General features: G+C 66.3%; 15 protein-coding genes. 7 read left to right on the forward strand and 8 right to left on the reverse strand.

Annotation, left to right across the window (positions count from 1 at the left end; translation table 11 throughout):
- The first annotated feature begins 33 nt into the window (after positions 1 to 33).
- Together VGM20_05945 and VGM20_05950 are read left to right on the forward strand one after the other, a co-directional pair.
- Positions 34 to 1,662: an Ig-like domain-containing protein gene (locus VGM20_05945; protein HEY4100399.1), complete on the forward strand. Its 1,629-nt coding sequence runs from the start codon at positions 34 to 36 to the stop codon at positions 1,660 to 1,662.
- Between the two features lie 30 nt (positions 1,663 to 1,692).
- Positions 1,693 to 4,731: a CHAT domain-containing tetratricopeptide repeat protein gene (locus VGM20_05950; protein HEY4100400.1), complete on the forward strand. Its 3,039-nt coding sequence runs from the start codon at positions 1,693 to 1,695 to the stop codon at positions 4,729 to 4,731.
- 24 nt (positions 4,732 to 4,755) lie between these two features.
- On the opposite strand, the gene VGM20_05955 is transcribed toward VGM20_05950, so the two are convergent.
- The 3 genes from VGM20_05955 to VGM20_05965 form a co-directional block, all read right to left on the reverse strand.
- Positions 4,756 to 5,442, reverse strand: coding sequence for a hypothetical protein (locus VGM20_05955; protein ID HEY4100401.1), 687 nt, complete (start codon positions 5,440 to 5,442; stop codon positions 4,756 to 4,758).
- A gap of 18 nt (positions 5,443 to 5,460) precedes the next feature.
- Positions 5,461 to 7,347, reverse strand: coding sequence for a M1 family metallopeptidase (locus VGM20_05960; GenBank protein ID HEY4100402.1), 1,887 nt, complete (start codon positions 7,345 to 7,347; stop codon positions 5,461 to 5,463).
- A gap of 391 nt (positions 7,348 to 7,738) precedes the next feature.
- The gene (locus VGM20_05965) at positions 7,739 to 10,660 is read right to left on the reverse strand and encodes a PAS domain S-box protein (GenBank protein ID HEY4100403.1); all 2,922 of its coding nucleotides are present in this window, start codon (positions 10,658 to 10,660) and stop codon (positions 7,739 to 7,741) included.
- Between the two features lie 402 nt (positions 10,661 to 11,062).
- On the opposite strand from VGM20_05965, the gene VGM20_05970 reads away from it, so the two are divergent.
- Both VGM20_05970 and VGM20_05975 read left to right on the forward strand, forming a co-directional pair.
- Entirely contained in the window at positions 11,063 to 11,566 is a 504-nt protein-coding gene (locus tag VGM20_05970; GenBank protein HEY4100404.1) for a carboxymuconolactone decarboxylase family protein, read from the forward strand.
- A 77-nt stretch (positions 11,567 to 11,643) separates the two neighbouring features.
- The gene (locus tag VGM20_05975) at positions 11,644 to 12,561 is read left to right on the forward strand and encodes a hypothetical protein (GenBank protein HEY4100405.1); all 918 of its coding nucleotides are present in this window, start codon (positions 11,644 to 11,646) and stop codon (positions 12,559 to 12,561) included.
- A 45-nt stretch (positions 12,562 to 12,606) separates the two neighbouring features.
- On the opposite strand, the gene VGM20_05980 is transcribed toward VGM20_05975, so the two are convergent.
- The 3 genes from VGM20_05980 to VGM20_05990 form a co-directional block, all read right to left on the reverse strand.
- The gene (locus VGM20_05980) at positions 12,607 to 13,317 is read right to left on the reverse strand and encodes a DUF4397 domain-containing protein (protein ID HEY4100406.1); all 711 of its coding nucleotides are present in this window, start codon (positions 13,315 to 13,317) and stop codon (positions 12,607 to 12,609) included.
- A gap of 132 nt (positions 13,318 to 13,449) precedes the next feature.
- A complete protein-coding gene (locus VGM20_05985; protein HEY4100407.1) occupies positions 13,450 to 13,953 on the reverse strand; it encodes a hypothetical protein in 504 nt (167 codons plus the stop codon).
- Positions 13,954 to 14,065: 112 nt separating this feature from the next.
- Positions 14,066 to 15,190: a succinylglutamate desuccinylase/aspartoacylase family protein gene (locus VGM20_05990; GenBank protein HEY4100408.1), complete on the reverse strand. Its 1,125-nt coding sequence runs from the start codon at positions 15,188 to 15,190 to the stop codon at positions 14,066 to 14,068.
- Positions 15,191 to 15,321: 131 nt separating this feature from the next.
- Between VGM20_05990 and VGM20_05995 the strand changes: the two genes are divergently transcribed.
- The 3 genes from VGM20_05995 to VGM20_06005 are packed head-to-tail and all read left to right on the forward strand — an operon-like array spanning position 15,322 to position 19,774.
- Positions 15,322 to 16,032 (forward strand): SDR family NAD(P)-dependent oxidoreductase, encoded by a 711-nt coding sequence (locus VGM20_05995; GenBank protein ID HEY4100409.1) that lies wholly within the window; start codon positions 15,322 to 15,324, stop codon positions 16,030 to 16,032.
- A 4-nt stretch (positions 16,033 to 16,036) separates the two neighbouring features.
- Positions 16,037 to 16,546, forward strand: a complete 510-nt coding sequence (locus tag VGM20_06000; GenBank protein ID HEY4100410.1) for a hypothetical protein — start codon at positions 16,037 to 16,039, stop codon at positions 16,544 to 16,546.
- 36 nt (positions 16,547 to 16,582) lie between these two features.
- Entirely contained in the window at positions 16,583 to 19,774 is a 3,192-nt protein-coding gene (locus VGM20_06005) for a protein kinase (GenBank protein HEY4100411.1), read from the forward strand.
- Positions 19,775 to 19,792: 18 nt separating this feature from the next.
- Here the strand turns inward: VGM20_06005 and VGM20_06010 are convergent, their stop codons facing one another.
- Both VGM20_06010 and VGM20_06015 read right to left on the reverse strand, forming a co-directional pair.
- Positions 19,793 to 21,970: a tetratricopeptide repeat protein gene (locus VGM20_06010; protein HEY4100412.1), complete on the reverse strand. Its 2,178-nt coding sequence runs from the start codon at positions 21,968 to 21,970 to the stop codon at positions 19,793 to 19,795.
- A gap of 136 nt (positions 21,971 to 22,106) precedes the next feature.
- Positions 22,107 to 23,909 (reverse strand): CocE/NonD family hydrolase, encoded by a 1,803-nt coding sequence (locus VGM20_06015; protein ID HEY4100413.1) that lies wholly within the window; start codon positions 23,907 to 23,909, stop codon positions 22,107 to 22,109.
- Between the last annotated feature and the right edge of the window lie 46 nt (positions 23,910 to 23,955).

The following is a 23,955-nucleotide window of genomic DNA, read 5'->3' on the forward strand; positions in this document are numbered from 1 at the left end:
ACGCAACCGCCATCCCACTCCTGCGAGGGCCCGATGATCCGGCATCAACGATTTCGCCGCGTGCGGAGCCCGGCATTGGCGGTCTCGCTCCTTCTCGCCGGGGCGTGCAGCAGTTCCAACGACGTGACATCAACCGCGACCGTACCAACGACTGCGGCTCCGACGGGAACTGTCCCCTCCACAGGTTTCGGTCCGGTGTTGGCGGCCGGGCTCGTCGTCACGTCGCAGGAACAGTCAGGGAACTGGTATGCGTATGTCGCACTCAATCCCGGGACAGTCGCCTCCGGCACGATGGCAACGATCACCGACAAGGCATCGGGCGCCGGACAGACGGAACCGCTGATCGACGGCGGGTTCGATCCCGTTGCCGTCCGCGCCTACGTGGGCGACACACTGGTGGTGAGTGTCGCGACCTCGGCCGGTTTGATCACCGTCGCCTCCGTCGTGGCGGCGATCCGTCCGCCGCACGTGGTGCGGATCACCCCCCCCAAGGACCAGCTCGACGTCCCGATCAACACGAATCTGACCATCGTGTTCAGCGGGCCGCTCGACCCCACCACGGTCACCACGTCGACGGTGCAGTTGCGGCTCGGCGGGGCCATGGTGTCGGGGAATGTTCAGGTGAATCCGTTGATGCCGTGGCTGGTCACCTTCAAGCCGAGTCAGCCGCTTGCGACCGATCAGCCGTACACACTGAGCGTCTCGGGAGCGATCGCCGACCGGAACGGTCTCCTGCTCGACGGACCGGTGACGAGTACGTTCGTCACCGCGGATCCGATGCCGGTCGCATCGATCGTGGTGACGTCGCCGCTGACATCGTTCACCGGGCAGCTCCAGCTCACGGCGACCGCCAGGGATGCCGCCGGAAATGTGCTCGCCGGCCAGCGATTTACCTGGACATCCAGCGACACCAGCATCGCGTCGGTCGACCCGACCGGCCTCCTGACCGCTTCGACGTTGATCGCCGGCGTGGTCCAGATCACGGCGACAGCCGGCGGATTGACCGGTACCACGAGCGTGCAAGCGAACTGTGGCGCGACGTGCCTGAACGTGAATTCCAGCGTCGGCACGCGGACGGTCTCAGGCGTCTTTACCGAATTGATGGCCGACGGCACGATGCAGCGGGTGCCGAACATGCAATACTACGCGTGGGTTCAGGTCCCGCATGAGTACGGGTATTCCACCGGGCCGCGATCGGCCGATGCAACCGGCGCCTACCGGATGGACAGCATACCGGACGGCGTCGTGGCCGTCATGGCGCAGCGGGGCGCTCTCGTGCAGTCCTGCATGGCGACTGGGAGTACGGAAGGTCACGACGCCGTCATCAACGTCACCGTGGTCGATGCGGCGAACCCCAAGCCAGAGCGGATGACGACGGCACCGGCAGTTACCGGCACTGTCTATCGGCTCGTCAATGGAATCAAGACGCCAGTTGCCGGCGCACTCCTTCTGTTCGGCACGTGGGTACCTGACCTGATAACTGCCCAAACCTACAGTGACTCGAACGGTCACTACGCCTTCTGCAATCTCCAGTTCAACGCAGTGTCTTCGGAGGTTCCGATAGCCGGGATCTCCGCAGCCGCGCCGGGCAATGAAACAACAGATCAGTGGGGCTCCGTGAGTGTCTCCGGACCTGGGACAGTGGACATCATCGTGCCATGAGCCACTCGATCACGGCAACCGCTCTCCCGCGTGGCGGATAAGTCGTTGCGATCGCAGATCTGCTTCGTGGCGCTGTTCGTCGGAGCGATCACCGGCGCGGCAGCGCAGGCGCCGGCGTCTCCCGACGCGCTGCGTCAGCACCTGGCGCTGAACGATTCGATCACTGCGGCGCTGGTCCGCGACTATCCGGACACGGCACGGACACTGGTCACGCGGCTCTACGCCGAGATCGCCGATCATCCCGGGGCGAGCGCGTCAACCGGACTCGGCGTGCTACACGAATTGGCTGCGGCCTGGGCGCACGTGTGGAGTGATTCGTTCTTCGTGCGCCAGGCGAACCACTTCGAACGGTGGACACCTCCAGAGCGTCGGACCAAGGTTGCCGTTGACTCGCTACGACTGGCTGGAGCCGCACTCATCGCACGCTCCGGGGCCGATGCCGCCGCTGCCCTCTGGCGACGCTCGCTGCTCGTCGCCCGGTCGATTCACGATTCCGCCGGCGAGGCGGCCGCATTCGGAAATATCGGCATCGCGTTCTGGCAAAATGGCAACCTCGACAGCGCGTCGTGGTATACCGCGAAGAGCCGCGCGATGGCATCGGCGATCGGCGACCGCCGGACCGTTGCCAATGCACTGGTCACGGCGGCGAGCATCGAGAAAAGCTCCGGCAATGCTGCAGCGGCCCGGTCGCTCTATCAGTCTGCGCTCCTCGCGCATCAGCGGATCGGCGACGATCGGGGTGTTGCGGCAGATGAAAACGACCTCGGTGTCCTGGCGCGCGCCGGTGGCGACACCGTGGAGGCGCGGCGGCAGTTCGCGGCGGCGCTGCGGCGGAATCAGGCTGCGGGACGCCGCTCGAAGGCGGCCGACAACCTGGTGAATCTCGCGAATCTTGCGCTTGCCTCGAGCAACGACGCCGAAGCGGCGTCGGGGTACGCGGCAGCACTGGAGATCCGGAATCAGCTCGGTGAACGCGCTGGTGCTGCATCGATCCTGGTCGACATCGGCCTCCTTGCGATGCGGCGAAGTGACTTCGACTCGGCCCGCGCCGCCTTCATCGCGGCTGTGGCGATTCTCGATTCGACCGGGCCAGTACACGACGCGGTGGACGCCCGCGTCAACCTCGCCAACGCGGCAGGCGCGGCCGGGGCGCTCCAATCAGCCGTCGAGGTGCTGTCCGCCGCGGACTCGATCGCGCGCCGAGCCGCGGGCCCGGCGATGGTCGCACGAGTCGCCGTCGCTCGGGGCGATCTCGCGGTCACCTTCAATGCCTATGCGGAGGCCGAACGCGACTATCAAGCCGCGGCAAGGGAATTCCAGCTGGCGCACGACACCGTTGCGACCGCGGATGCCGAGGAGGGATATGCTGAGCTGCTCCTTCGCCGCGGCCAACACCGGCGTGCATTCGACACATTGCTGGCAGTTCGCCGGGCACGAGTCGCTACCGGGGACACGCGCGCTATCGCTTCAGCCGATCTTCTTCTTGGGTACACCGCGGCCGGCGCGGGGGACGCGGCAGCTTCCAGTCGCTACCTCGACGCCGCTGACCGGACCTTTCGCATGCTCGGCGACGTTGCCGGGAGCGCGTCCGTCGCGTCAACACGTGGCGACCTCGCGCTCACCGGCGGACGCTTTGCCGACGCGGAGCAATGGTTCAGTCGCGGCCTCAAGGCGCTGGGAGCGAAGCATGCACCGGATCTGGCATATGCACTCCACGACGGAGAGGGTCAGGCGCTCGCCGCGCAGGGGAAACTCGCCGCTGCAGCCGAGGCGAGCCGCCGGGCGATCACCGCGATCGAAGGCGAAGCGGCAGGTCTCTCCGCCGCCGACAGGCGCACCGGCTTTCGCGCGGACAAGTGGGACACCTATCTCCACCTGGCGCTGTTGGAACACAAGCAAGGCGATGACGTGGGCGCGTTTGATGTGAGCGAACGCGTGCGCGGTCGTGAGATGCTCGAACGACTCGACGGGCTGGCCGCAGCTCACTCGCCGGGAGTCGACCGTGTCATCGCGAGCGCGAGTGGTGTCGCCGCCAGGTTGGCGCCGGATCAGGCGCTGATCGAGTACCTCGTGTCGGACTCGACCACGCTCGCCTTTGTCATCCGGCGCGACGGGATGCGGACCATTGATCTCGGCATCGGGCGCCGCACGGTTGCCGCCGCGGTCGCGTTCGCGCGCGAGATGATCAATCATCCCGCGGCTCATTCCACGAACAGACCGTGGATTCCGCCGCTCAGGCGTCTCGACCGGCTCCTCATCGAGCCGATCGAATCGCGGCACGCGCTCGACGGCGTGAGTCATCTGCTGATCGTCCCGTTCGCGGAACTGCACTACCTCCCGTTCGCCGCGCTGGTGACCTCGGATTCCGGGGCGAGGTACCTCGTCGAGCGCTACGACATCGCGTATCTACCGTCGGCTTCGGTCTGGCTCAACGTTCTCGACCGGAGCGGCGCCCCCGATGCAAAGGGGGTGAAGGTCCTGGCGCTTGCACCGCGCCCCGCGGCGTTGCCAGGCTCCATCGAGGAAGTCCGCGCCATCCGGTCGATTGTTGGTGCGTCAACGAAGGTGCTGACCGGAGACGCCGCAACCGGCGCGGCCTTCAGGGTCGAGGCGCCGCGGTTCTCCGTGATTCACCTCGCGACATTCGGCGTGCTGAATCAGCGCAACCCGCTCAATTCGTACGTCGAACTCGCCGGCGCAGGCGGCCGATCGCAACGCCTGGCGGTCCACGATCTCGTTGGCGTGACGCTACATGCCCGCCTCGTGGTGTTGAGCGCCTGCGAGACGGCGCTGGCGTCCGGCACAGAGACGAACGTGCCCGCCGGAGATGACTGGACGGGGATGGTGCGGGCGATGCTCGTCGCCGGCGCTGACAATGTCCTCGCGACGCTGTGGCCGGTGCAGGACCGTGCGACACCGGCGCTGATGGCAGGGTTCTACCGTGAACTCGTGGCGGGGCGCCCGCTGCCGCTCGCCGTGGCGCTGGCACAGCGCGCCGCGATCCACGACCGTCGCCGCGCCGATCCCGCCAGCTGGGCCGGGTTCGTACTCGTCGGCACGGGACGATAGCGAACCGAGCCGGCGGTTGGGCGTCTAGTTCGTGCCCGACATCGCCGGTGTGCCGTCGGACCACTGGCGCACCGGAATGAGGAGGGTGCGAACGCGCGGATGCGGCAGATCGTCGGAACCATCGATGACCGGCGCGGAGAATCCGCCGGCGCCCCAGATCGATGCCGGGACATTGCCGTCGAAGTAGAACATCAGGTGCGGCATCCAGTGCGTCGCCGGCGTACCGATCATCTGCTGGTGCGAGGTCATGTACGCCATCGCTCCGGGCGCCGGGACCGGGAATTCGCGTGTCACGTAGGCGCGATCGGTGAGGGTGGCGATCTCGCTGGTGGTGCGCCCGGCCAGGACCCACTCGACGCGCTTGCGGATGCCGGGGAGGACGCTCTGGGTGGCGGCGGCGTTGAGACAGTGCGGCGCGCGGCCTCGCGGATCCCAGAAGCCGGGATCGTTGAGCCCCGCAGAGAACGAGCGAAGGACAAAGCAGGTGAAGCCATTGCTGCCGCGCACTGCCTCCTCGAGCCCCTTCCGCGTCATCACGAGGATCGTCGCCGAGTCGGAGATGTTTTTCGGCGCCGCCGTGCGCGCCAGGGCGATCTCCGTGCTGCGATTGGCGATGAGGTACGGCGTGAAATCGCGACCCTGCGCTGCGGCGCTCATGGCGAGCGTCGAGACGGCGACAAACGTGGACGCGACTGCGGTGCGGATCGACATGGCGCGCTCCGGGAAAGGTTACTGCTTCACGAACGTCGCCTGCATCATGCTCACCCACCCGTTGGGATCGAGGGTGACTTCCGCCGGTGCCGCGGCAAGCGGGAAGGTGAATTCGTTGTGCTGTTTGTCGACGATGACCTTGAGCGGGCCGGGAGCACCCTGGGCGGCACCGCCAGCTGCGCGGCCACCACCGGCGCCTCGAGCACCACCCGCTCCCCGCCCCGCGCCGCGCGCACCGGCAGCACTGGCCGCGTCAGCAGCTGGCGGAGGAGCCGGCGGCATCGTCACACCGATCTCGATCGGCATCCGGAAGAGTCCCTGCGTCTGGGTCTGATCGAGAGTGACGCGGAGCGTTTTCGCGGTGGAGTCATAGTGCCACGACCCGGTCATCTGCAGGATTCCGCCACGATTGAGCCATTCGGGGAAATACCAGCCGAGGTCCTTGCCGTCGTCGGGGCACGCGGGATTGGCGGCGCAGGCGTCCTGCATGGCGTGCCGGAAATCGTCGGTGCTGGCGTTCCTGTTCTGGAAGCGCGAGTAGTAGAGACGGATGCCGTCCCAGAACGGCTCGGTGCCAAGAACGCCGCGCAGCATGTGCAGCACCTGCGCCCCGCCCTGATAGACCTGCGCGTTGTTGGCGATGACCTGCGAGATGTTCGACAGGTTCTTGTGAACGATCGTCGATTGCGGATTCGCCAGCGCATAGCGCATGGCACCTGCCGCGCTCCGCTTGACGCCATCGAGGTAGGCGTCGTGGCCATCCTGGTATTCCTGGTAGAGCAGCGCGAAGTAGGTCGCGAAGCCCTCGCTCAACCAGACATCGTCCCAGTCGCTCTCGCTGGCGGAGTTGCCGAAGTACTGATGGGCCATCTCGTGGGCGAGGAGTTGCCGGCCGGGGATGCCGTTGTACCCGTAAAAGATGTCGGAGGCGAGTTCCATTCCGCCGCCGACCGTGTTGGCTTCGACCTGCGCCAGTTTTTCGTACGAGAACGGGCCGATGTGATCGATGTAGAACTCGAGGATCGGCTGGGTGTAGCCGCCGAACCCCTTGAAGGTGTTGTCGTGCTCCTGGGGGAAGGCCCACGACGACATCGCAATGCCGTGATACTCGCCGAAGTAGTCGACGGCGTATGGTGCTGCGGCGAGCGAGAACTCCCAGGTCGGAATCGGGACCTTCTCGTCCCAGGTGGTGCGGCGCATGCCGTTCGGCAGGTCGATCTGCTGGGTGAGAAGGCCGTTGGAAATCACCTGGTACTTCGCCGGCGCGGTGACGATCGTCGTCTTCGGCGCCTTCATCGAGATATGGTCGATCGTGGCGAGCCAGTTGTGCGCCAGGTTGGGCCAGTCGTTGCTGACGAACGACCGGTCGCCGTACTTGTTGTTGGCGATGCGGAATCCGGTGGCGGGCGTGCCGTGGTACGCGAGCGAGAGCGACAGGTGCTCTCCCGCGCGCGATGACGACGGGAAGGTGATGTGCAGCAGATCGCCGCGCTGCGTGTACGTCAATGTCCGATCACCCTCGGTGACCGCCGTGACCGTCATTCCGGTCGTCGCAGCGCCACCTCCACCATTCGCCTGCCCCGACAATCCCCCCGGCCCGGCGCGGCCGACACACGGATCGCCCGGCTCCGCGGCGGGGGCACCCTTGGGGCGCGGGCCGCAGAGATCAAGGTTCAACCCGGCGATGCCATCACGTGACAGGTCGAGATCGACGATTTCCTTCATGCTGATTTCGTCGCTGCTGTCGCTCAGCGTGACATCGAAGGTGTAGCGGGTGATCCTGATTCCCGGTTGGCGCGGGTAACTGTCCTGCGCCGGCGCTGTCTGCGCCATGCTGATGAGTGCACCGAGCACGGCAGCTGCGGTCGATGCATACCGGACAATCCGATTCGGATCGGTTGGCACGGGATCCCCTGGTTTGGCTGGATGGTAGGTGTTCGAATATGCTGGCGCAGACGGTGGCTGACAACGCGCCGGGCGCTCGGCATCGGCAGGCCGCGTTGGGCGGACTCTATGGCGCGCCGCTCCGAATCGGCAGGGCGCCTGGGCCGGCCTTAACCGCTCGCCGCGCCGTCCGGCCGACGCGCCTGCGCGCGGTCGGCTCGGCGGCGCAAGAGGCTCGCGAGTTCAAGGCCGGCCGGCGACGCCCCGATTCGAAGCGACTCCGCGAAGAGGTGTGGGATCTCTGTGAAGAAGCGCACTGCTCGATCGTCCGCCTCATGACTATTCCAAGGATGATCGATGAAAGAACTCGAGCCGCTGGAGCGCGACAGCGAAACGCAGTGACGTGTGAAGATCAGCCCGACGAGCTGATCGGCCCGTCGAGCGCCGATCGGATACCCTCCAGCAGTTCGTCCATCGTCCACGGCTTGGAGATGAACGGGATCCCCGAAGGCATTCCGGCACTGGATCCAGCCTCCGAGCGAGCGTAGCCGCTCGCCACCAGGAATCGGATCGCACCGATCTCGCTGGACGCCCGGCGATACAATTCACCGCCGCCCATCCGCGGCATCACCAGGTCGGTGAAGACGAGATCGATCGCCGACGATCGTTCGTGCAGCAGTCGCAGGGCAGCTTCTCCGTCCTCGGCAACAATGACGGTATACCCCCGCGATTCCAGGATCCGTTTCGCCACCCGCCGCAGCATCTCCTCGTCATCGACGATGAGTACCGTCTCGTGGCCGCGGTAGTCCGGCTTGCTGTCCGTGGCAGCAACGGACGCTACGTTCGCGGCACCGGCGGCGCCGGGAAAGACGAGACGCACCGTGGTTCCGTGGCCCAGTTCGCTTTCGACATCGACAAAGCCGCCGTGCTGCGTCATCAGGTCCTGCACCATCGCCATGCCAAGCCCGGTCCCGACACCGGGGGGCTTGGTCGTAAAGAATGGATCGAAGACGTGCAGGCGCGTTTCCGGCGTCATGCCGGTGCCGGTGTCCTGTGCGGAAACGCTGACGAAGCGACCGAGATCGGATGCCCTTCCTCCGGCGCGCCGCCGCCCGTCCGATCTCGCCACGATGAACCGGAGGTCGCCGCCACCGGGCATCGCATCGCGGGCGTTGGTCGCGAGATTGAGGAGGATCTGCTCCACGGCGCTGGGATCGACGAGCGCCATCCGATCGCCGCCCTCGAAGACCACGTCAACGGTGATGCTGACCGGCAGAATCCGCCGCAGCACGCCGGCGACCCGCTCGGCGATCTGGCCGAGATCGGCGGGACGCACCGCGAGTTGCGCCACCCGCGAGATCCCCATCAGCTGCTGGATCATCGCCTTGCCGCGCTCGGCGGCGCTCTGCAGGTCTCGCAGCTCATCGCGGTGCGCCTCCGCCGCCATGGCATCGAGCAGCCCGGCGTTGGCCATGATCACGGAGAGGATGTTGTTGAAGTCGTGCGCGATGCCGCTGGCGAGCATCCCCACTGCTTCCATCTTCTGCGCCTGGCGCAGCTGTTCCTCGAGCACCTGGCGATCGGTCACGTCGCGCGCGTGGATCACCAATCCGCTCACGCCCGGGACGTTGACCATGTTCCACGTGGCCACTTCGACGACGCGCCACGTACCGTTCTTGTGCCGCATTCGGCATCGCAGCGGGGCGTGCGCGGCTCCGGGCTCCACCGCGCGCCCGAGCGCCTGCTCCATCGAATCAAGATCCTCGGGGTGGATCAGGTCGCGGACGTTCCCTCCCCTCCAGTCGTCCGGGGCAAAGCCGAGGAGTGCCTTCGCCGACGGACTCTGGTAGCGGATGCTGCCGCTGCCGTCGACGATGGTGATCAGGTCCGACGAACTTTCGATCAGCGAACGAAATTGCGCTTCGCTCTCCACCAGGCGCGCCTCGGCGGAGGCGCGCTCGCGGGCGTTGGCAAGCGCCTCCATTGCGAACGACAGATCCGACGCAAGCGCCACGAGCAGGTCGATATGCTCGTCGTTGAACCACTGCGGGTCGCGTGCGTAGATGGCGAGGGTATGCGTCACGCGATTGCCGGTCGTGATCGGGAAGCCGGCAGCGACGCGATATCCCTGTGCCAGCGCCCGGTCGCGCCATGGGCCGTCCCGCGAGTCGGCCGCGATGTTCCGGCTCACGAAGGGGATGCCGGTTCTCGCGGCATCCCCAGAGGGACCCTGCCCGTCGCGGTCGTCGTCGATGCCGAAGTGGTAGCTGCGGACCACGTCGATTCCCGATCCGGCGCGCTGCGACATCGGGTCGATCCGTCGCTCCTCCCAGTTGACCGATCCGGCCCACGCCATCGCGAAGCCGCCGTCGTCGACGATGATCCGGCAGGCGCCGTCGAGAAGTTCGAATTCATCGTGTGCGCGCAGAATCAACTCGTTGACCCGCGTCACGACGACGTACAACCGGTTCAGTCCGGTCGCCTCCTCTTCGGCGCGGTCGACGCGGCCGCCGATCACGCGCGACGCAGCGTACACCGCGGCACCCATGACCGCGACCGAGAGCACGGTGTTGAGCAGCGAACCGAATGCCGGCGAGATCCCGGCGAAGAGCCGAACGGTGAGCACGTCGGTGCCGATCACGATCAGCACCGTCAGCGGAAGGAACCAGCGCGAGAGTTGCGCGCGCACCGACGGGCCGGCAAGGATGCGAGTCGGCCAGCTTGCCGGTCCCGCCGCGGCGATCGCGGCAATACCGAGCGCGAGTGTGGCGAGCGCCGACCAGAGCGAGACGGGGCGCAGGGTGCCACGAAGGAGGAGCGGCACCTCGTACAGCTGACTCAGCGCGACGACACCGCCGATGCACGCCGGCACCACGGCGAATGCCCCCGCCGACCGGCGCCAGCGATCGCTGCCGAGCGCGATGATCGCCGCCGCGAGAAAGGCGAGCGTCGGGATGCCAAGGGGATTGGTGGACCGCCCCGCCATCGGCGGAAGGAGCGCGAACGGCCAGAGTTTTTCGATGTCGAACGACGAACCGGTCATCGTCGCACCGAGCGTTGCGACGACCGCGACGACAACAAGGATTCCGACGACCAGCGACGCGCGCCGGGTGAACCGCGATTCCGGTGCGCGAACTTCGAAGAGGAGCACGATCGCGATGAGGAGGACGAGGAGTCCGACCCATCCGGCCGCGGGAGGCGCATTGGGCGGGTAGAGCGGGAGGATCGAGATGCCCGGGATGCGATCGACGACGGCGAGCACGGCGATGATCGCGGCGATCGATGCGCCGGCGGTCGCCACGGTCGTGAAACGTTCATCCGTCGCGTCGGCCATCGTCCCTCCCAACGCTAGTATACGGACCAGAGCGGCAGTCAGGAAGACACGGTTCGCGCCGCGACGAATCGGCAGGGCGCCGATTGCGTCCGAGACCGCGCCGAATCGGCAGGGCGCCGATTGCGTCCGAGACCGCTCCGAATCGGCGGGGCGTCTGGGCCGGCCTTAACCGCTCGCCGCGCCGTCCGGCCGACGCGCCTGCGCGCGGTCGCCTCGGCGGCGCAGGAGGCTCGCGAGTTCAAAGCCGGCCGGCGACGCCCCCGATCCGAAGCGGTCAGCGAAGATCCAGTTGTGGATCCCGATTGGTCCTGCGCGTCACAGCAACGGGCACCCAGTCATTGCTGCCCCCCCGATCTCGAAACGCAACCATCGTCATCACGCGATGGCAGGAAGGACATCACAGTGCAATCACGAATCAAGAGCCCGGTGCAAACAATCCCCGGCTCGCTCGAAGCGCTCCGAAAGCTGAACGATGGGGCGATGCAGACCGGCGTTCCGGCAACAACACTCCTGCTCGTGGCGATCCGCGCGAGCCAGATCAATAGCTGCAGCGTCTGCACCGACATGCACACTCGCGAGCTCAGGCAGCTGGGCGAGAACGAGACGCGACTCAACATGATCGCGGCGTGGCGCGAAGCGCCGTATTTCACCGACGCCGAGCGGGCGGTCCTGGCGCTCACCGAAGCGGCGACGCGGATCGCCGATCGACCCGACGCCGTCACCGACGCAATCTGGGACGAAGTGGCGAAACATTTCGACGAACGCCAGCTCGGCGCCATCGTGCTGGCAATCGCTTCGATCAATGCGTGGAACCGGCTCAACGCGGTGACGCGGCAGATCACCGGTGAGTGGGTACAGCAGTGGATCGCGCCACCGGGTGGCGCGGCAGCGGCGAAAGCGGCGTGAACCACCGCTGAATCCGCCATGAGAAATGCCGGACGCGGATTGACAGAAGAGATCGCGAGATCAATTGTTTCGGTTGAATGGCCCAACCGCTCCAGCGTTTCATTTCGAGGCTCACGCCGGTTGCCCTCGCCGCATGCGCCAGCACGTCGGAGCAACCGGCAGCGCCGTCGGTCCGCCAATTCATCACACCGGCGGTGGCAGCGCAGCTCGATGCGGCCGGGCATTTCGTCATCGGCGCGCCGAATGGTGCCGACGGGATCGCCGCGACGCACGCCGACTCGCTCGCGGCGATCGCGGCGGCGCAGTTCGGGCCCGACAATGCAGAGACGCTCGACGCCGAGCATGGGGGAGTGATCGCCTTCGACTCCGTCGCGGACTGTGGGCGGACGTACTATGCCCAAACACCATTCGCGCCCGACGAAGTCGCGCTCGATCCCGCTGTGCGTCGCGCCTTCACCTCATGGTGGGGAGTGTCGCTCTGTCAGGATGGTCAACCGGCGTTGAGTGTTGCGGTCTCGGTCGCGGCGAACGACGTCGGCATCATCAACGACTCGATCACATTTCCTGCGAACGGCGCAGGAGATGAGTTCAGCAGTATCGGCATTCCGGTGACGTGGGCGGGTCCAGTGCCTCGGTCGCCCGAAGACGCCGTGATCGCGATCGGCGAGACAACCCGCGTGCTGATCGATTCGGTGCCGCAGCTGGAATCGCCGTCTCCCGATCGCGGGCCTCCGCAGGCCGCGCTCTGGCGTGTCGTCCTGGTAAACCCTGTCACGGTCCAGGGGACAACGACCGGATTGTATCTCACCACCAGGGTGCTGTACTACGGGCTGACGGCGTCGCTCAGTGGTGACGTCGACAGCGTATCAATCGCGATTCCGACGGGCAACCAGCCCACGGATTACACCGCAACACTCACCACGGGCGGAACCGTCACCATCCCGATTCTCCCGGGCCACCCGGTCTACTTCGAAGCGGCGACAATCATCCGGTGATCGCGGGTCGACGCCGCCCGGCGTCAACCAGTTCTCCTGTCGGTGCTACGGATTCACGACCACGAACTTCACCCCGCCACCCGGCTTGTCGACTACGAGCACGGTGCGCAACGCCCCCTCCGGAACGCTGAACGCGTCGCTGGCGCCCAGGGTATCGGGCATGCCAGGGTTGGGGCCCGCGTTGGTCGCGACGGTGTCGGAGACCAGCACATTCCAGTTGCCGGGGGTACTCTGCAGATAGGGTGAGATGGTGCCGTAGAGGAAGGGAAATTCGACGCGAATCGGCGTGCCGAAGTCGGGCTGCGTGCGCCAGATGTCGATCCGGCCGGCGTTCTGCGCGAGGTTGGCGACACGGACCTTCGTTGCACCAGCCGGGACGATCGAATTGGTATCCGCCATGATCGCGGGCGTCAGCCTTCCACCGGAATCGACGGCGACAGCGAGGACGAGCTTGTTCGGAGCGAACTCCGCCATCTGGGCGTTGCCGGCTCCCCCGCCAACCGGCCGGAACTCGACGAGGTGCTCGCCGCTGTCGACGGCGAAGACCGAGGAGATGACACCCGTCGCGAACGACGATGATGACACCGGCGCGCCGTCGACAAAGACTTGCACCGCCGCGACTGCCTGCGAGCCGTTGACCACCCGCAATTGTCCGCCGGTTCCGCCGGTCACGACTTCAGTGCCACCTGACGAACATGCGGCAACAAGCAGCAGCATCGATATCGATATCGTGCCACGTTGGTTACGCGAAATCATCGATCCTCCGAGTGCGGGTCCGTGTCCCGGTTGAATCTCGGTAACCGCCGCGACGGTGTCCACCATCCGGCCGACGTGGGGCCGTTCCGAATTGCCGGCCCAGACGCCCTGCCGATTCGGACCGGCCCGGGATCAGATCTTTCCGAGCGCAGCCTTCGCGAGGGCGAGTTCCACGCCCTTCTTCGCGTCGACCGACATGGCCGCGTCGTAGACGGTGGCCTTGAAGGCGTTGGCCCCCTTCTTCACCATCAGCATGACCTGGGTTCCCTGGATGAGGAAGTAGCTGTCGTCGCCGACTCCCGCGGAGCTCATCGAGTTTCCCTTTGCCGCAGCCGCGACCTGCGTTGCCATCCCCTTGGCGCCGTCGAAAAACGTGGCGGGCTGCGTGTTGAGGGTGACGACGGTCCCCTGGGCGGTCCAGGTGCAGGTCTTCACGAAGGTCGGCGTGACGTGCGTCCCCTGGCCAACGGTCTTGCCGGCGGCGGCTGAGACCTGTGCGACGGTGACAAGGGTGCAGGCGTCGAGCTGGGCCGGCGCCTGGGCCTGGGTTCGCGGCTGGGTCTGACCTGCGAGTGGCATCGCCGCGGCCACGAGGAGTACCACGGCGGAGCGCGGAACGGAGCGGGGCGGGATCATCGGACAACTCCTTCGCGGGATCGTCAGGAGGCGGCGGAAAAGAATGTAGCTCTGCAGACAGATCCGGGATGCCGCTGCGGATTCGCGACAATGATCCGACCGGACGCGACCGCTAGTCCCCGCCGCGACCTCCGCCCCGTCCCCCTCGCGCCACCGGCGCCTTCCATGGTTCGACTCGTGGGAGAACCGGCAGCACTTCGGCGAGGACGACGCCGCGCCGCATCGACGGCACACCGTGCACATACACCACGAGGCCGGCGATAGGCGACTCGACATCGCCGGTCTTCTTGCCGAGAAAGTCGGTCGTGTAGCCGAGAATTCCTCCCCTGGCGATGACGGAATTCGGGCGCGCCACGGCGAACCAGACGCCGTCGCCCTTGGCCGCGATCCGTGGACCGGAGCCATCGAGGTAGATCACCCGACCCCTGGCTCGAGTGGCGGGACGCGCCAGCATGCCAAGGGCGGCGAGCATGTTGAGTGAACCGTTGATGTCGGTGGTGATGTCGGCCGGCGTCACCATTCCGCTCCGTCCGGTGCCGACGAGGAGGACTGTCTGATCACGAATGACGCCCTGCCCCGCAAGGGTTCCACCGGCACGCGGCGATGACGGATCGCGATCGGTGATCAGGATATGATTCACCCCGAAGGCACGCGCGAGCTTGACCGCTTGTGAATCGGTCGCGCGACCGGTTCGCACCGCATCAACGAACGGCGCACCGACATCTTCGTCAAGATCACCGCCATGGAAATCGACGAGCACATTGGCCTGCGCCACGACCTGCTGGGTCAGCGCCCACATGGCGCGTTGGCTCTGGGTTCCGGTGCTGTCGCCGGGATAGCCGCCGACCATCGTCTTCCTGTCGACCGGATTGATCACCGGCGTCATCGAGGTGAATGACGGCACATTCACGACCGGAACGATGATCACCGTCCCGGCGAGCTTCGCCGGATCGATGCGCGGAATCAGCCGTTGCATCGCGATTGACGTGGCGTACTCGGTGGCGTGGGTCCCGGCGATCAATGCGACAACCGGACCGGGCCGGGCCCCGTGCACGACGGCAACCTGGATCGTGAGCGCAGAGTCGACACCGGCGGGGATGTCGAGGACCCCGGTCGCGGTCGTACCGGGAGCAGCGTGGGCGGTGCCGACGATGAATGTCGATCGGTCGGCGTGCTGGGCGCTCGCAGCCGACGCGAGGAGGAGTACGGCACCGGCGGGCAGAAGGGAGATTCGCATGGGCGAGAATGCTAGCTGCGGGCCCGCGCGATCTCCATCGGCACCCGATCGGGGCAATGCGCGCCGCCCCGGCAAGCGACTTCAGGGTGCATATTTGGCGATGCTGTCGCCGATCATCCGGGAGATGCACGATGCCTGAAATCGCTCTCATCACTGGCGCCGCCGGCGCGCTTGGCTCGCAGCTGGCGCGCACTCTCGCCGCTCGCGGCGACAAGCTCGTCCTCGTCGATGTGGAAGCGGCGCGACCGCGCCTCGAATCAGTCGCGAAAGAAACTGGCAATGCCGCAATCATCGCCGGTGACATCGCACTCGATGCCACCTGGAAGGACGGGCTTCCGCGAGTGATTCGCGAGCTCGGCGGCGCGCCGACGATCGCGGCGCTGATCGCGGGAACGTGGCGCGGCGGGAAGCCGCTGCACGAAGCGACCGACGACGAGACATGGCGGACGGTGATCGACACCAATCTCGAAACAGCGCATCGCTCCTTGCGCGCCATTCTCCCCGCAATGGTCTCGGCGAAGCGCGGCAGCGTGGTGATGATCGGCGCGCGGGCGGCGGTGCAACCGTGGACCGCCGCCAACTCTGCCGCCTATGCCACAGCGAAGGCGGGGGTCGTGGCACTGGCGAAGGCGGTCGCCGCCGAGACACTGGAGCATGGCGTCCGAATCAATGCGGTGTTGCCGAGCACGATGGACACGGCGGCGAACCGGAAATCGATGCCGAACGCCGATCCGTCGAAATGGGTGTCACTCGAGTCAGCTGCAGGAGTGATCGCGTTCCTGCTGAGCGACGAGGCGCGCGACATCAGCGGAGCCGCAGTGCCGGTGTACGGACGGTCGTGACGCCGTGAACATCGCCGCCTTGTTGCTCGCCACACTCGCTCTTGCGGGCGCAGTCGCAGGCCTCCTGGTGATGATACGGCTGATGAAACCGCTTTTCGTCTTGCCGAATCTCCTCGACGATTCCGATATGTCGCCCGAACGCCGCGATGCGGTTGGCCGGGCCGAGAGAGCGGTGCGTCGGGGGATGCGTTTGGTGCAATGGCCGGTGATCGCGATCACGCTCCTCACCGTCGTCATTTCGGCGCATGCAGGTTCGCGTTGGGCTTCAATCGTGGTTCTTGCTCCCGGACTGTCCATCGCCCTTGTGTGGCAGACTGTCGGGATGCGCCGGTGGTGGAAATGGGCGATCCAGCAGGACGCCGACATGTTGCTGGTGGAAGAACTGGCCGAAGAAGCGCGGATGATCAGTCCGCGTACTTCCTGGTTTGGGCGTCGGGCGCGCCGGACGTGGATGCGACTCCCCGAGCCCCAGGACAAGCCGCCCCAGATCGACGCCGATCCCACGTATTATTAGGCCCATCCTGATTTCAACCCGACCTCGGCAGGGCCTTTGACCGATCTCCGTTCGCGGGTGCAGGAGTCGCTCGCCCCGGCGTACACCCTCGAGCACGAGCTCGGCGGCGGCGGGATGTCCCGCGTCTTCGTCGCCACAGAGCAGCGGCTCGGCCGCAAGGTCGTCGTCAAGCTCCTCTCTCCCGAACTTGCAGCGACGCTCTCAACCTCGCGCTTCGAACGTGAGATCCAGGTCGCTGCGTCACTGCAGCAGGCGAATATCGTCCCGGTCCTCGCTGCCGGCGATGTCGACGGCCTGCCGTATTACACCATGCCGTACATCGAGGGCGAATCGCTCCGCGCCCGGCTGAGCCGGGGACCGCTCCCGACCAGCGAAACCGTGAGCATCCTCCGCGACGTGGCGCGTGCGCTGGCTTACGCGCATGCTCGCGGCGTGGTGCACCGCGACATCAAGCCCGACAATGTCCTCCTCTCCGGGCACACCGCAGTCGTCACCGACTTCGGGATTGCCAAGGCAATCGCGGCGGCCGCCGAGGGACCGACCGGCGCCACGCTCACTCAGCTGGGGACGGCGGTGGGTACGCCGGCGTACATGGCTCCGGAGCAGGCCGCCGGCGATCCCGCGACCGATCACCGCGCCGACATCTACGCCTTCGGCTGCCTGGCGTACGAGCTGATCGCCGGGCGGCAGCCGTTCGCGGGGCTCCCGCAGCACAAGCTCCTCTTTGCGCACATGAGCGAGATGCCGCAGGCAGTTGGTGAGTTGCGTGCCGATTGTCCACCGGCACTCGCCGCGCTGGTGATGCAGTGCCTCGCCAAGGACCCCCTGTCGCGCCCCGGGAGTGCAGACGAATTGCTCCGGCGTCTCGATGCGGTCGCGTCGCCGGCGTCCGCAGCGGCGCTTCCCTCGATCCTGATCGGCGGGAGGCCGACGCTCTTCAAGGTGATCGTGGCGTATGCCGTCGCGTTCATCGTTGTTGCCGTTGTCGCGCGGGCGGCGATCATCGCGATCGGTCTCCCCGACTGGGTCTTCCCCGGCGCGCTGATCGTCATGGCGCTCGGCCTGCCGATCGTGCTCGTCACGGCGTACACGCAGTACGTCGCGCATCGCGCCGCGAGTGCGACACCGACCTACACGCCGGGTGGCACGCAGTCGCTGGGCGGGGCCCATGGTACGATGGCGACGCTGGCGATCAAGGCGAGCCCGCATCTGTCGTGGCAGCGGACTGTTCGCGGCGGGATCATCGCGGTGACCGCGTTCACGCTGATCGTTGCCGGCTTCATGACGCTGCGCGCGATGGGGATCGGGCCGGCGGGGACATTGATGGCGTCAGGGAAGCTCGCGTCAAACGCCCGAATCGTCGTCGCGTCGTTCGATGCCCCAGGTGCCGACTCCTCGCTCGGCTCGACGATCGGCGAGGCGGTCAAGACGAATCTCGCCGAGAGCAAGGCGGTACGTGTCGTGCCGACATCGGCAGTGGTCGCCACGCTGGAGCAGATGCAGCGCCCCGATACCGCCAAAGTTGATTTCACGACCGCACGTGAGATTGCGCAGCGGAGCGGTGCCAAGGCGGTGGTCGCCGGAAGTGTGGTCTCAGCAGGAGCCGGCTACGTGATTACCGTGCGGCTGGTCAGCGCCGAGACCGGAAATGATCTCGCGTCGTTCAGCGAATCGGCAAAGGACGCGGGCGACCTGATCCCGGCGATCGATCGTGTCACGCGGAAGCTGCGCGGCAAGATGGGCGAATCGCTCAAGTCGGTGCACGACGCGCCGCCGCTCGAGCAGGTGACAACGGCATCGATCGGCGCTCTCAAGAGTTACGCCGAGGGGCTCCGGCAGAACGACCAGGTCGGCGACTACGTCACCGCCATCCAGAGTTTCAATGACGCCATTCGCCAGGACAGCAACTTCGCGATGGCGTGGGTCCAGGTGGCGTATTCGCATTACACGATCGGCGGTGCGGCGCACACTGCCGCGGGCAACGCCGCGATGACGAGGGGCTTCCAGCTGCGCAATCGGCTCCCCGACCGGGAACGTTACAACGTCGAGGGAGCCTACTACCTCACGGTGCTGAATGATCATTCCAAGGCGATTCCGGCATTCCGGCGCGCGGTCGCTCTTGATTCAACCGACCTGGACCCGGCCAACTCGCTGGCCGTTGCCTATTCGGACGTCAACGATCACGACAACGCGGTTGCGATGTACGGGCTCGCGCTGCGTGACGATTCGATGAACGGGACGCTGCTCAATAACCTGGCGCAGGAATATCTGATCCAGGGTGACCATGCTCACGTCGATTCAGTGTTGAAGCTGTTCGCGTCGCGCCACATCGCCTTCCCCACCGGTCCGATCCGGTACAGCGATCTCTGGAACCGGCATCAGTACGATTCCGCAGAAGCACTGGCCCACGTTGGCGTCGACAGCGCCGGCACTCCCCTCGGCAAGGCCAACGCGGAGGGTGGGGTCCAGGTGCTGGCACGACTCAAGGGAAGATTGCAGGAAGCGGAGCGGTTGACGCTCCAGACGACGGCGATGCGGGCCAGGTTTGCCGCCGACACCGCCAGTCCGTATGACATCGCGGCGTTTCATGCGGTCGACGATGGGCTGCTGCGGGGCGACGTCAAGCGGGGCGTCGCGGACCTCGACGCCGCACTCCAGGCAAATCCGCTCGGATCGATTCCGGCCGCGAAGGACAACAGTACGGCGCTGGCCTGGGACTATGCCATGCTCGGCGAACCGGCCAAGGCCCGGGACGTGTTGAACAAGTTCGTGGCGAGGGCCGATTCGCAGACGGCCCGGGAGAATGCGAACGGCGTGCTGAGGACGCGGGCGCTGATTGCCATGGACGAGGGACGGACCGACAGTGCGATTGCGTACATCCGCAAGACGACGATCGCGGCGGATGGCATGCCGACCTCCGATTGCCTCTGCGTTCCCTACCTGCTCGGGATTGCGTACGATCGAGGCCACAACGCCGATTCGGCGAGGAAGTATCTCGGCCAGTATGTCGACCGTCGCGGCGCCGGCGGATACAACCTTGACCCGCAATTCCTGGCGCTTTCACTGCAGCGGCTCGGCGAGCTCTACGAGCAGGCGGGCGACACGAAGCGCGCGATCGATTACTACACCCGGTTCATCGATCTCTGGAAGAACTCGGACCCGGATCTGCAACCGCGGGTGAACGAGGTGAAAGCGAAGGTCGCGGCGCTGACTCGCGGGAAGGGGTGATCGCGTCGGCCACGACGATCAGTGCGCCCGCCGGAGCCCGGCTATTGCCTCTGCGTTGGATGGATCGATCGCCAACGCCCGCTCGAACCAGTTGATCGCCGCCGCGTTCTGGTGCCGCGCCAGCGCAAGATCTCCCTCCGCCGCGAGCACGTCTGCATCGTTCCCGTTGAGCGCAATCGCGCGCCCCAGATAGGCGCTTGCGGAGTCGAGTGAATGCGCGTCGAGCATCGCCCGCGCGGCGAAGAACAACACTCGTTCGTCGTGATCGCCCAGCGCCACCCCCTTCTCCGCTTCCTGCATTGCATCGGCCACCCGTCCGGCATCGGCGTACGCGAGTGACAGCAATGCATGCGCCGAACCGGCACCGGGCTGTCGGCGGGTGAGTTCCTCGAGCACCGGAACCGCCCGAAGTGCCTGATGTTCCTGCAACAACAGTCCGCCGATCAATCCGAGCAGATCGTCGCGCGACGGATCGACCGCGGCGGCTTGTTGAAACGCGATGATGGCATCGTCGGTCCGCCGGACCATGAGGTCGAGCTGGCCCAGCGCGAGAAGCGTCTCCACCCGCGGCTCCATCGACGCCGCGCGGCGCAGGGAGATCAAGGCCGCGGTGGTGTCGCCCGATGCGAGGAATGCCCCACTGAGCGCCACAAGGAGCGTGTCGTTGCCGAAGCCACGCGGATAGTGCCCGAGGATGCTGTCCGCGTCACCGTACCTGCGATGGACGAAGTCGTTAGCGGCGACGCGCAGGGTTGCGTCGGCATACGTCGAATCGAGCGCAAGGGCATGCCGGTAGTCGGCGTCGGCTTCATCGGCGCGCGCGACGTTACGCTCGGCGATCGCGACGCCGAGGTTGTACCAGGCACGGGCATTGTTGCGAAAGACGACGGTGGCACCGCGCCACAGTTCCTCCGGCTGGCGCCAGGTCTCGCTGCGACGGAAGGTGCATGCGGCGAGCGCCACCACAGCGATAGCCCCACAGGCAGGCGCGATCGCCGGCAGAGTCACCGTGGACTGCTTCCGGTCACGGATCCAGTCCGTGAGGGCCACCGCCCCGATCACGAGCAATACGATGACCGCCGCGAGCGGGAGATACATGCGCCGCTCGGCACCGATCTCCGTGGCGATCGGCACGATGCTCGATGAGGGAGCGAGGATCGCTAAGAACCAGACGCCGAGGAATGCGAGCGGCTTCAGTCGATCGGCGCGAAACCATGTGACGATGGTGGCGACGAGGAGGATCGCGATGACCACGAGCCCCGGGACGGCGGTCCCGCCGGTGATCGGCCGGGATCCGTAATCGATGGTCAGTCGAGCCGGCCAGATCGCCAGCCCCAGATAACGGGTGATGATCCACCCCTGAGACGTCAGATACGCGAGCCATGAGATCGGCGCGCGAAGTCCCGCCCAGGCGCCTCGTGGTTGCCCAAGTTGAAGCGCAATGAGGATTCCCCACGTCGCTGCGAGACAGGCGTAGAACCGGCGCCGGTTGCGGAGCAATGGGGCGGTCAGGTCATGCCAGGCGTCGAGGCGGAATGCGCGGTCGTAGAGGACGACGACGAGTGGTGCGGCGATCATCACCTCTTTCGATCCCATTCCGAGCGCGCAGGCGATGACGCCGACGACATACCAGCGGTGGTCGTGGGCCTCCCAGGCTCGAATCGATGCGTAGACCGTCGCGATGAAACAGAACCCCATCAGGAGTTCGGTCCGCTGCGTGATATAGTCGACGGCATCGGTCTGCAGCGGATGGATGATCCACGCCGCCGTGATCGCCAGCGCGAGCCCATCAGCGCGAGCGCGCCAGCGTTCTGCCAGGCGGGCGCTCTGCAACGTGCGGCGGATGATGCCGAAGAGGAGCAGCGCCGTCGCAAGATGAAGGAGCAGATTCGTGACATGGAAGACGACAGTGGCGTTGCTTCCGCCAACTCCGACGACGGCGCCGATCGCCTGATCGATGGCGAGCGACAGGTTGGCGACCGGCCGGCCGCTTGTCGCGGTGTGAGGCGACGGTGACAGCGGACCGCTGAGCGGCCAGAGATGCTGAATGCTCGAGTTGCGCTGGACGGCATTCTGGTCGTCGAAGACAAAGGGCGCGGTGAGCGCGGGAGCGAACGCGATCGACGCGAGGACGAGGACGGCGCCGAGTTGAAGCGTGAAACGCCGAATAGGGGGCAGTGGCGAAGATCGCTGCATCGTCCGTCTGGCAAGGGGCGGCTCGCGGAGCCGGCGGACTCCGCGATGCGACAGAGATCGAGTACCGTGCCGGCACGGTAAATATGCTCGGGAGGTGGCGCCGGTGCGATTGGCCGCACCTGGAGACCGGGCGCCGCTACGGGAGCAGCTGCAGGGTGAGGTGCGACGGCGCGGCCCGGGTGTGCCAGATCCGCTGTTCGGCGGACTGGAAGTCGCTCGGTCGCGCGTCGAAGATGTTGTCGATGAACTGCTGCGGATTGCGATCGTACAACGGGAACCAGCTGCTTTGCACCTCGACCATCATCCGGTGGCCCGTGACGAACCGGTAGTACTGCTGGTGCAGGTCGACGTCGAACGGGATGATGCGATTGGACGGGATCGCCACTGCGTGATCGAACCCCTTCCAGTAGCGCCCCCGCACGATGTCGGCGTTGACCATGAGTCGGTAGCCGCGTGCGTTGCCGCTGTCGGGAAAGAGATCGATCAGCTTGACGACCCAATCGGCGTCGGTGCCGCTCGTCGATGCAAAGAGGTGTGCGGTCACGTTCCCTGCGATGACGACGTCGTGCTCGAGTGGTGCCGATGTCCAGGTGGCGAGATCACGGCGCGCGCCGAGAAACTGCTGGTCCTGCATCAGCCACTTCTGCCAGCCGCTGCCATCCCGATCGTGTGGCAGGTACGGGACCGGTGAGGCGGGGTCGGAACGATACGAGAGATACCCGCTGTCATCGGACCGCGTCGCGGCCGCGGAATCGAAGCGCAGCACGCCGTTGGCGGACAGATAGATGTTCCGGTCCTTTGCCTCGGCCGGCGGCCATTGCTCAAGCGCGCGCCAGCGATTCGCTCCCGATTCGAACAAGGTCGCGGCGGCGAAATGCCCGTCACCGATGCCATGCAGATACCAGGCAAACCACGGGCGTTGTACGGCCGCCCTGAACCACGTCGCGGTGTTGCTGTCGAGTGCCATCGGTCCGACCGAGTCGGCCCGCGGGCCGAGCCACGCATTGTGCCACCATGGTCCGAGGACGATGTGCACCAGGCCGCTGGCGTCGTGCTTCGACATGCCCTGATACAGCGCCTGTGGTCCGAAGATGTCCTCCGGGTCCCACCAGCCACCGACGATCAGGGTTGGCACCGACGCGATCGTGTCGATCCGCTGGAGCGCCCGCGATTGCCAGTATTCGTCGTCGGTCGGATGCGCCGCCAGTGCCTGCCAGAACGGGAGTGCTCCGACCCCGGACGCCTTGGCGATCGCGGTGAGGGTCTGCTGATGGAGATAGAAATCGTACTGATCGTTGTCTGGTACAGACGGATTCCGATTCCCGTCGACATACGCGGCGAACGCCACACCCTGCGTCTCGCGAAACGCTCCCTGGTGGTAGAAGTCGTCACCGAGCCAGGTGTCGCCCGTCGGTGCCTGCGGCGAAATCGCCTTGAGGGCAGGGTGCGGATGGATCCCGGCCATCGCCGCGAGCCAGCCACGGTAGGAGCTGCCAAGGACGCCGACCTTGCCGTTGTTGTCGGGGAGATGATGGATCAGCCAGTCGATCGTGTCGTACGCATCAGTCGATTCATCGACCCCGCCGGAATCGGCGAGCGGGCGATTGACGACGAACGTTCCGCCGGACCGATAGCGGCCGCGAATGTCCTGCACGACGAAGATGTATCCGTCGGCGGCGAGTTCGCGGTACATCGGCGGGAGGTCGGAGTTCGGCAGTTCCTGCTGCGCGCCGAACGGGGTGCGCTCCAGCAGGATCGGGAGCGGTCCGCTTGCGTGGCGCGGAGTGAGCGTCACGGCGAACAACCGGGTCCCGTCGCGCATCGGGATGACGAGTTCAGCACGATCGAACTGCAGCGCCGACGAGCGGCCTGGTCGCGAACAATTCCCGGTCGCGAGAACCAGGGATGCAGCGAGCGCGGCGTGGCGGGCTCGCGCCAATCGGAGAGGTCGGAGTCGGGGCACTATAGTAATGAATGGTATACCG

It is taken from the genome of Gemmatimonadales bacterium, from assembly GCA_036500345.1.
Lineage (GTDB): Bacteria > Gemmatimonadota > Gemmatimonadetes > Gemmatimonadales > GWC2-71-9 > Palsa-1233.

What these genes read in the sequence shown, in the direction of transcription:
- VGM20_06010 (HEY4100412.1), bottom strand. Translation starts at nt 21,970, where the DNA reads ATGCAGCGATCTTCGCCACTGCCCCCTATTCGGCGTTTCACGCTTCAA.
- VGM20_05945 (HEY4100399.1), top strand. Translation starts at nt 34, where the DNA reads ATGATCCGGCATCAACGATTTCGCCGCGTGCGGAGCCCGGCATTGGCG.
- VGM20_05965 (HEY4100403.1), bottom strand. Translation starts at nt 10,660, where the DNA reads ATGGCCGACGCGACGGATGAACGTTTCACGACCGTGGCGACCGCCGGC.
- VGM20_05980 (HEY4100406.1), bottom strand. Translation starts at nt 13,317, where the DNA reads ATGATTTCGCGTAACCAACGTGGCACGATATCGATATCGATGCTGCTG.
- VGM20_05955 (HEY4100401.1), bottom strand. Translation starts at nt 5,442, where the DNA reads ATGTCGATCCGCACCGCAGTCGCGTCCACGTTTGTCGCCGTCTCGACG.
- VGM20_05995 (HEY4100409.1), top strand. Translation starts at nt 15,322, where the DNA reads ATGCCTGAAATCGCTCTCATCACTGGCGCCGCCGGCGCGCTTGGCTCG.
- VGM20_05990 (HEY4100408.1), bottom strand. Translation starts at nt 15,190, where the DNA reads ATGCGAATCTCCCTTCTGCCCGCCGGTGCCGTACTCCTCCTCGCGTCG.
- VGM20_05985 (HEY4100407.1), bottom strand. Translation starts at nt 13,953, where the DNA reads ATGATCCCGCCCCGCTCCGTTCCGCGCTCCGCCGTGGTACTCCTCGTG.
- VGM20_05975 (HEY4100405.1), top strand. Translation starts at nt 11,644, where the DNA reads ATGGCCCAACCGCTCCAGCGTTTCATTTCGAGGCTCACGCCGGTTGCC.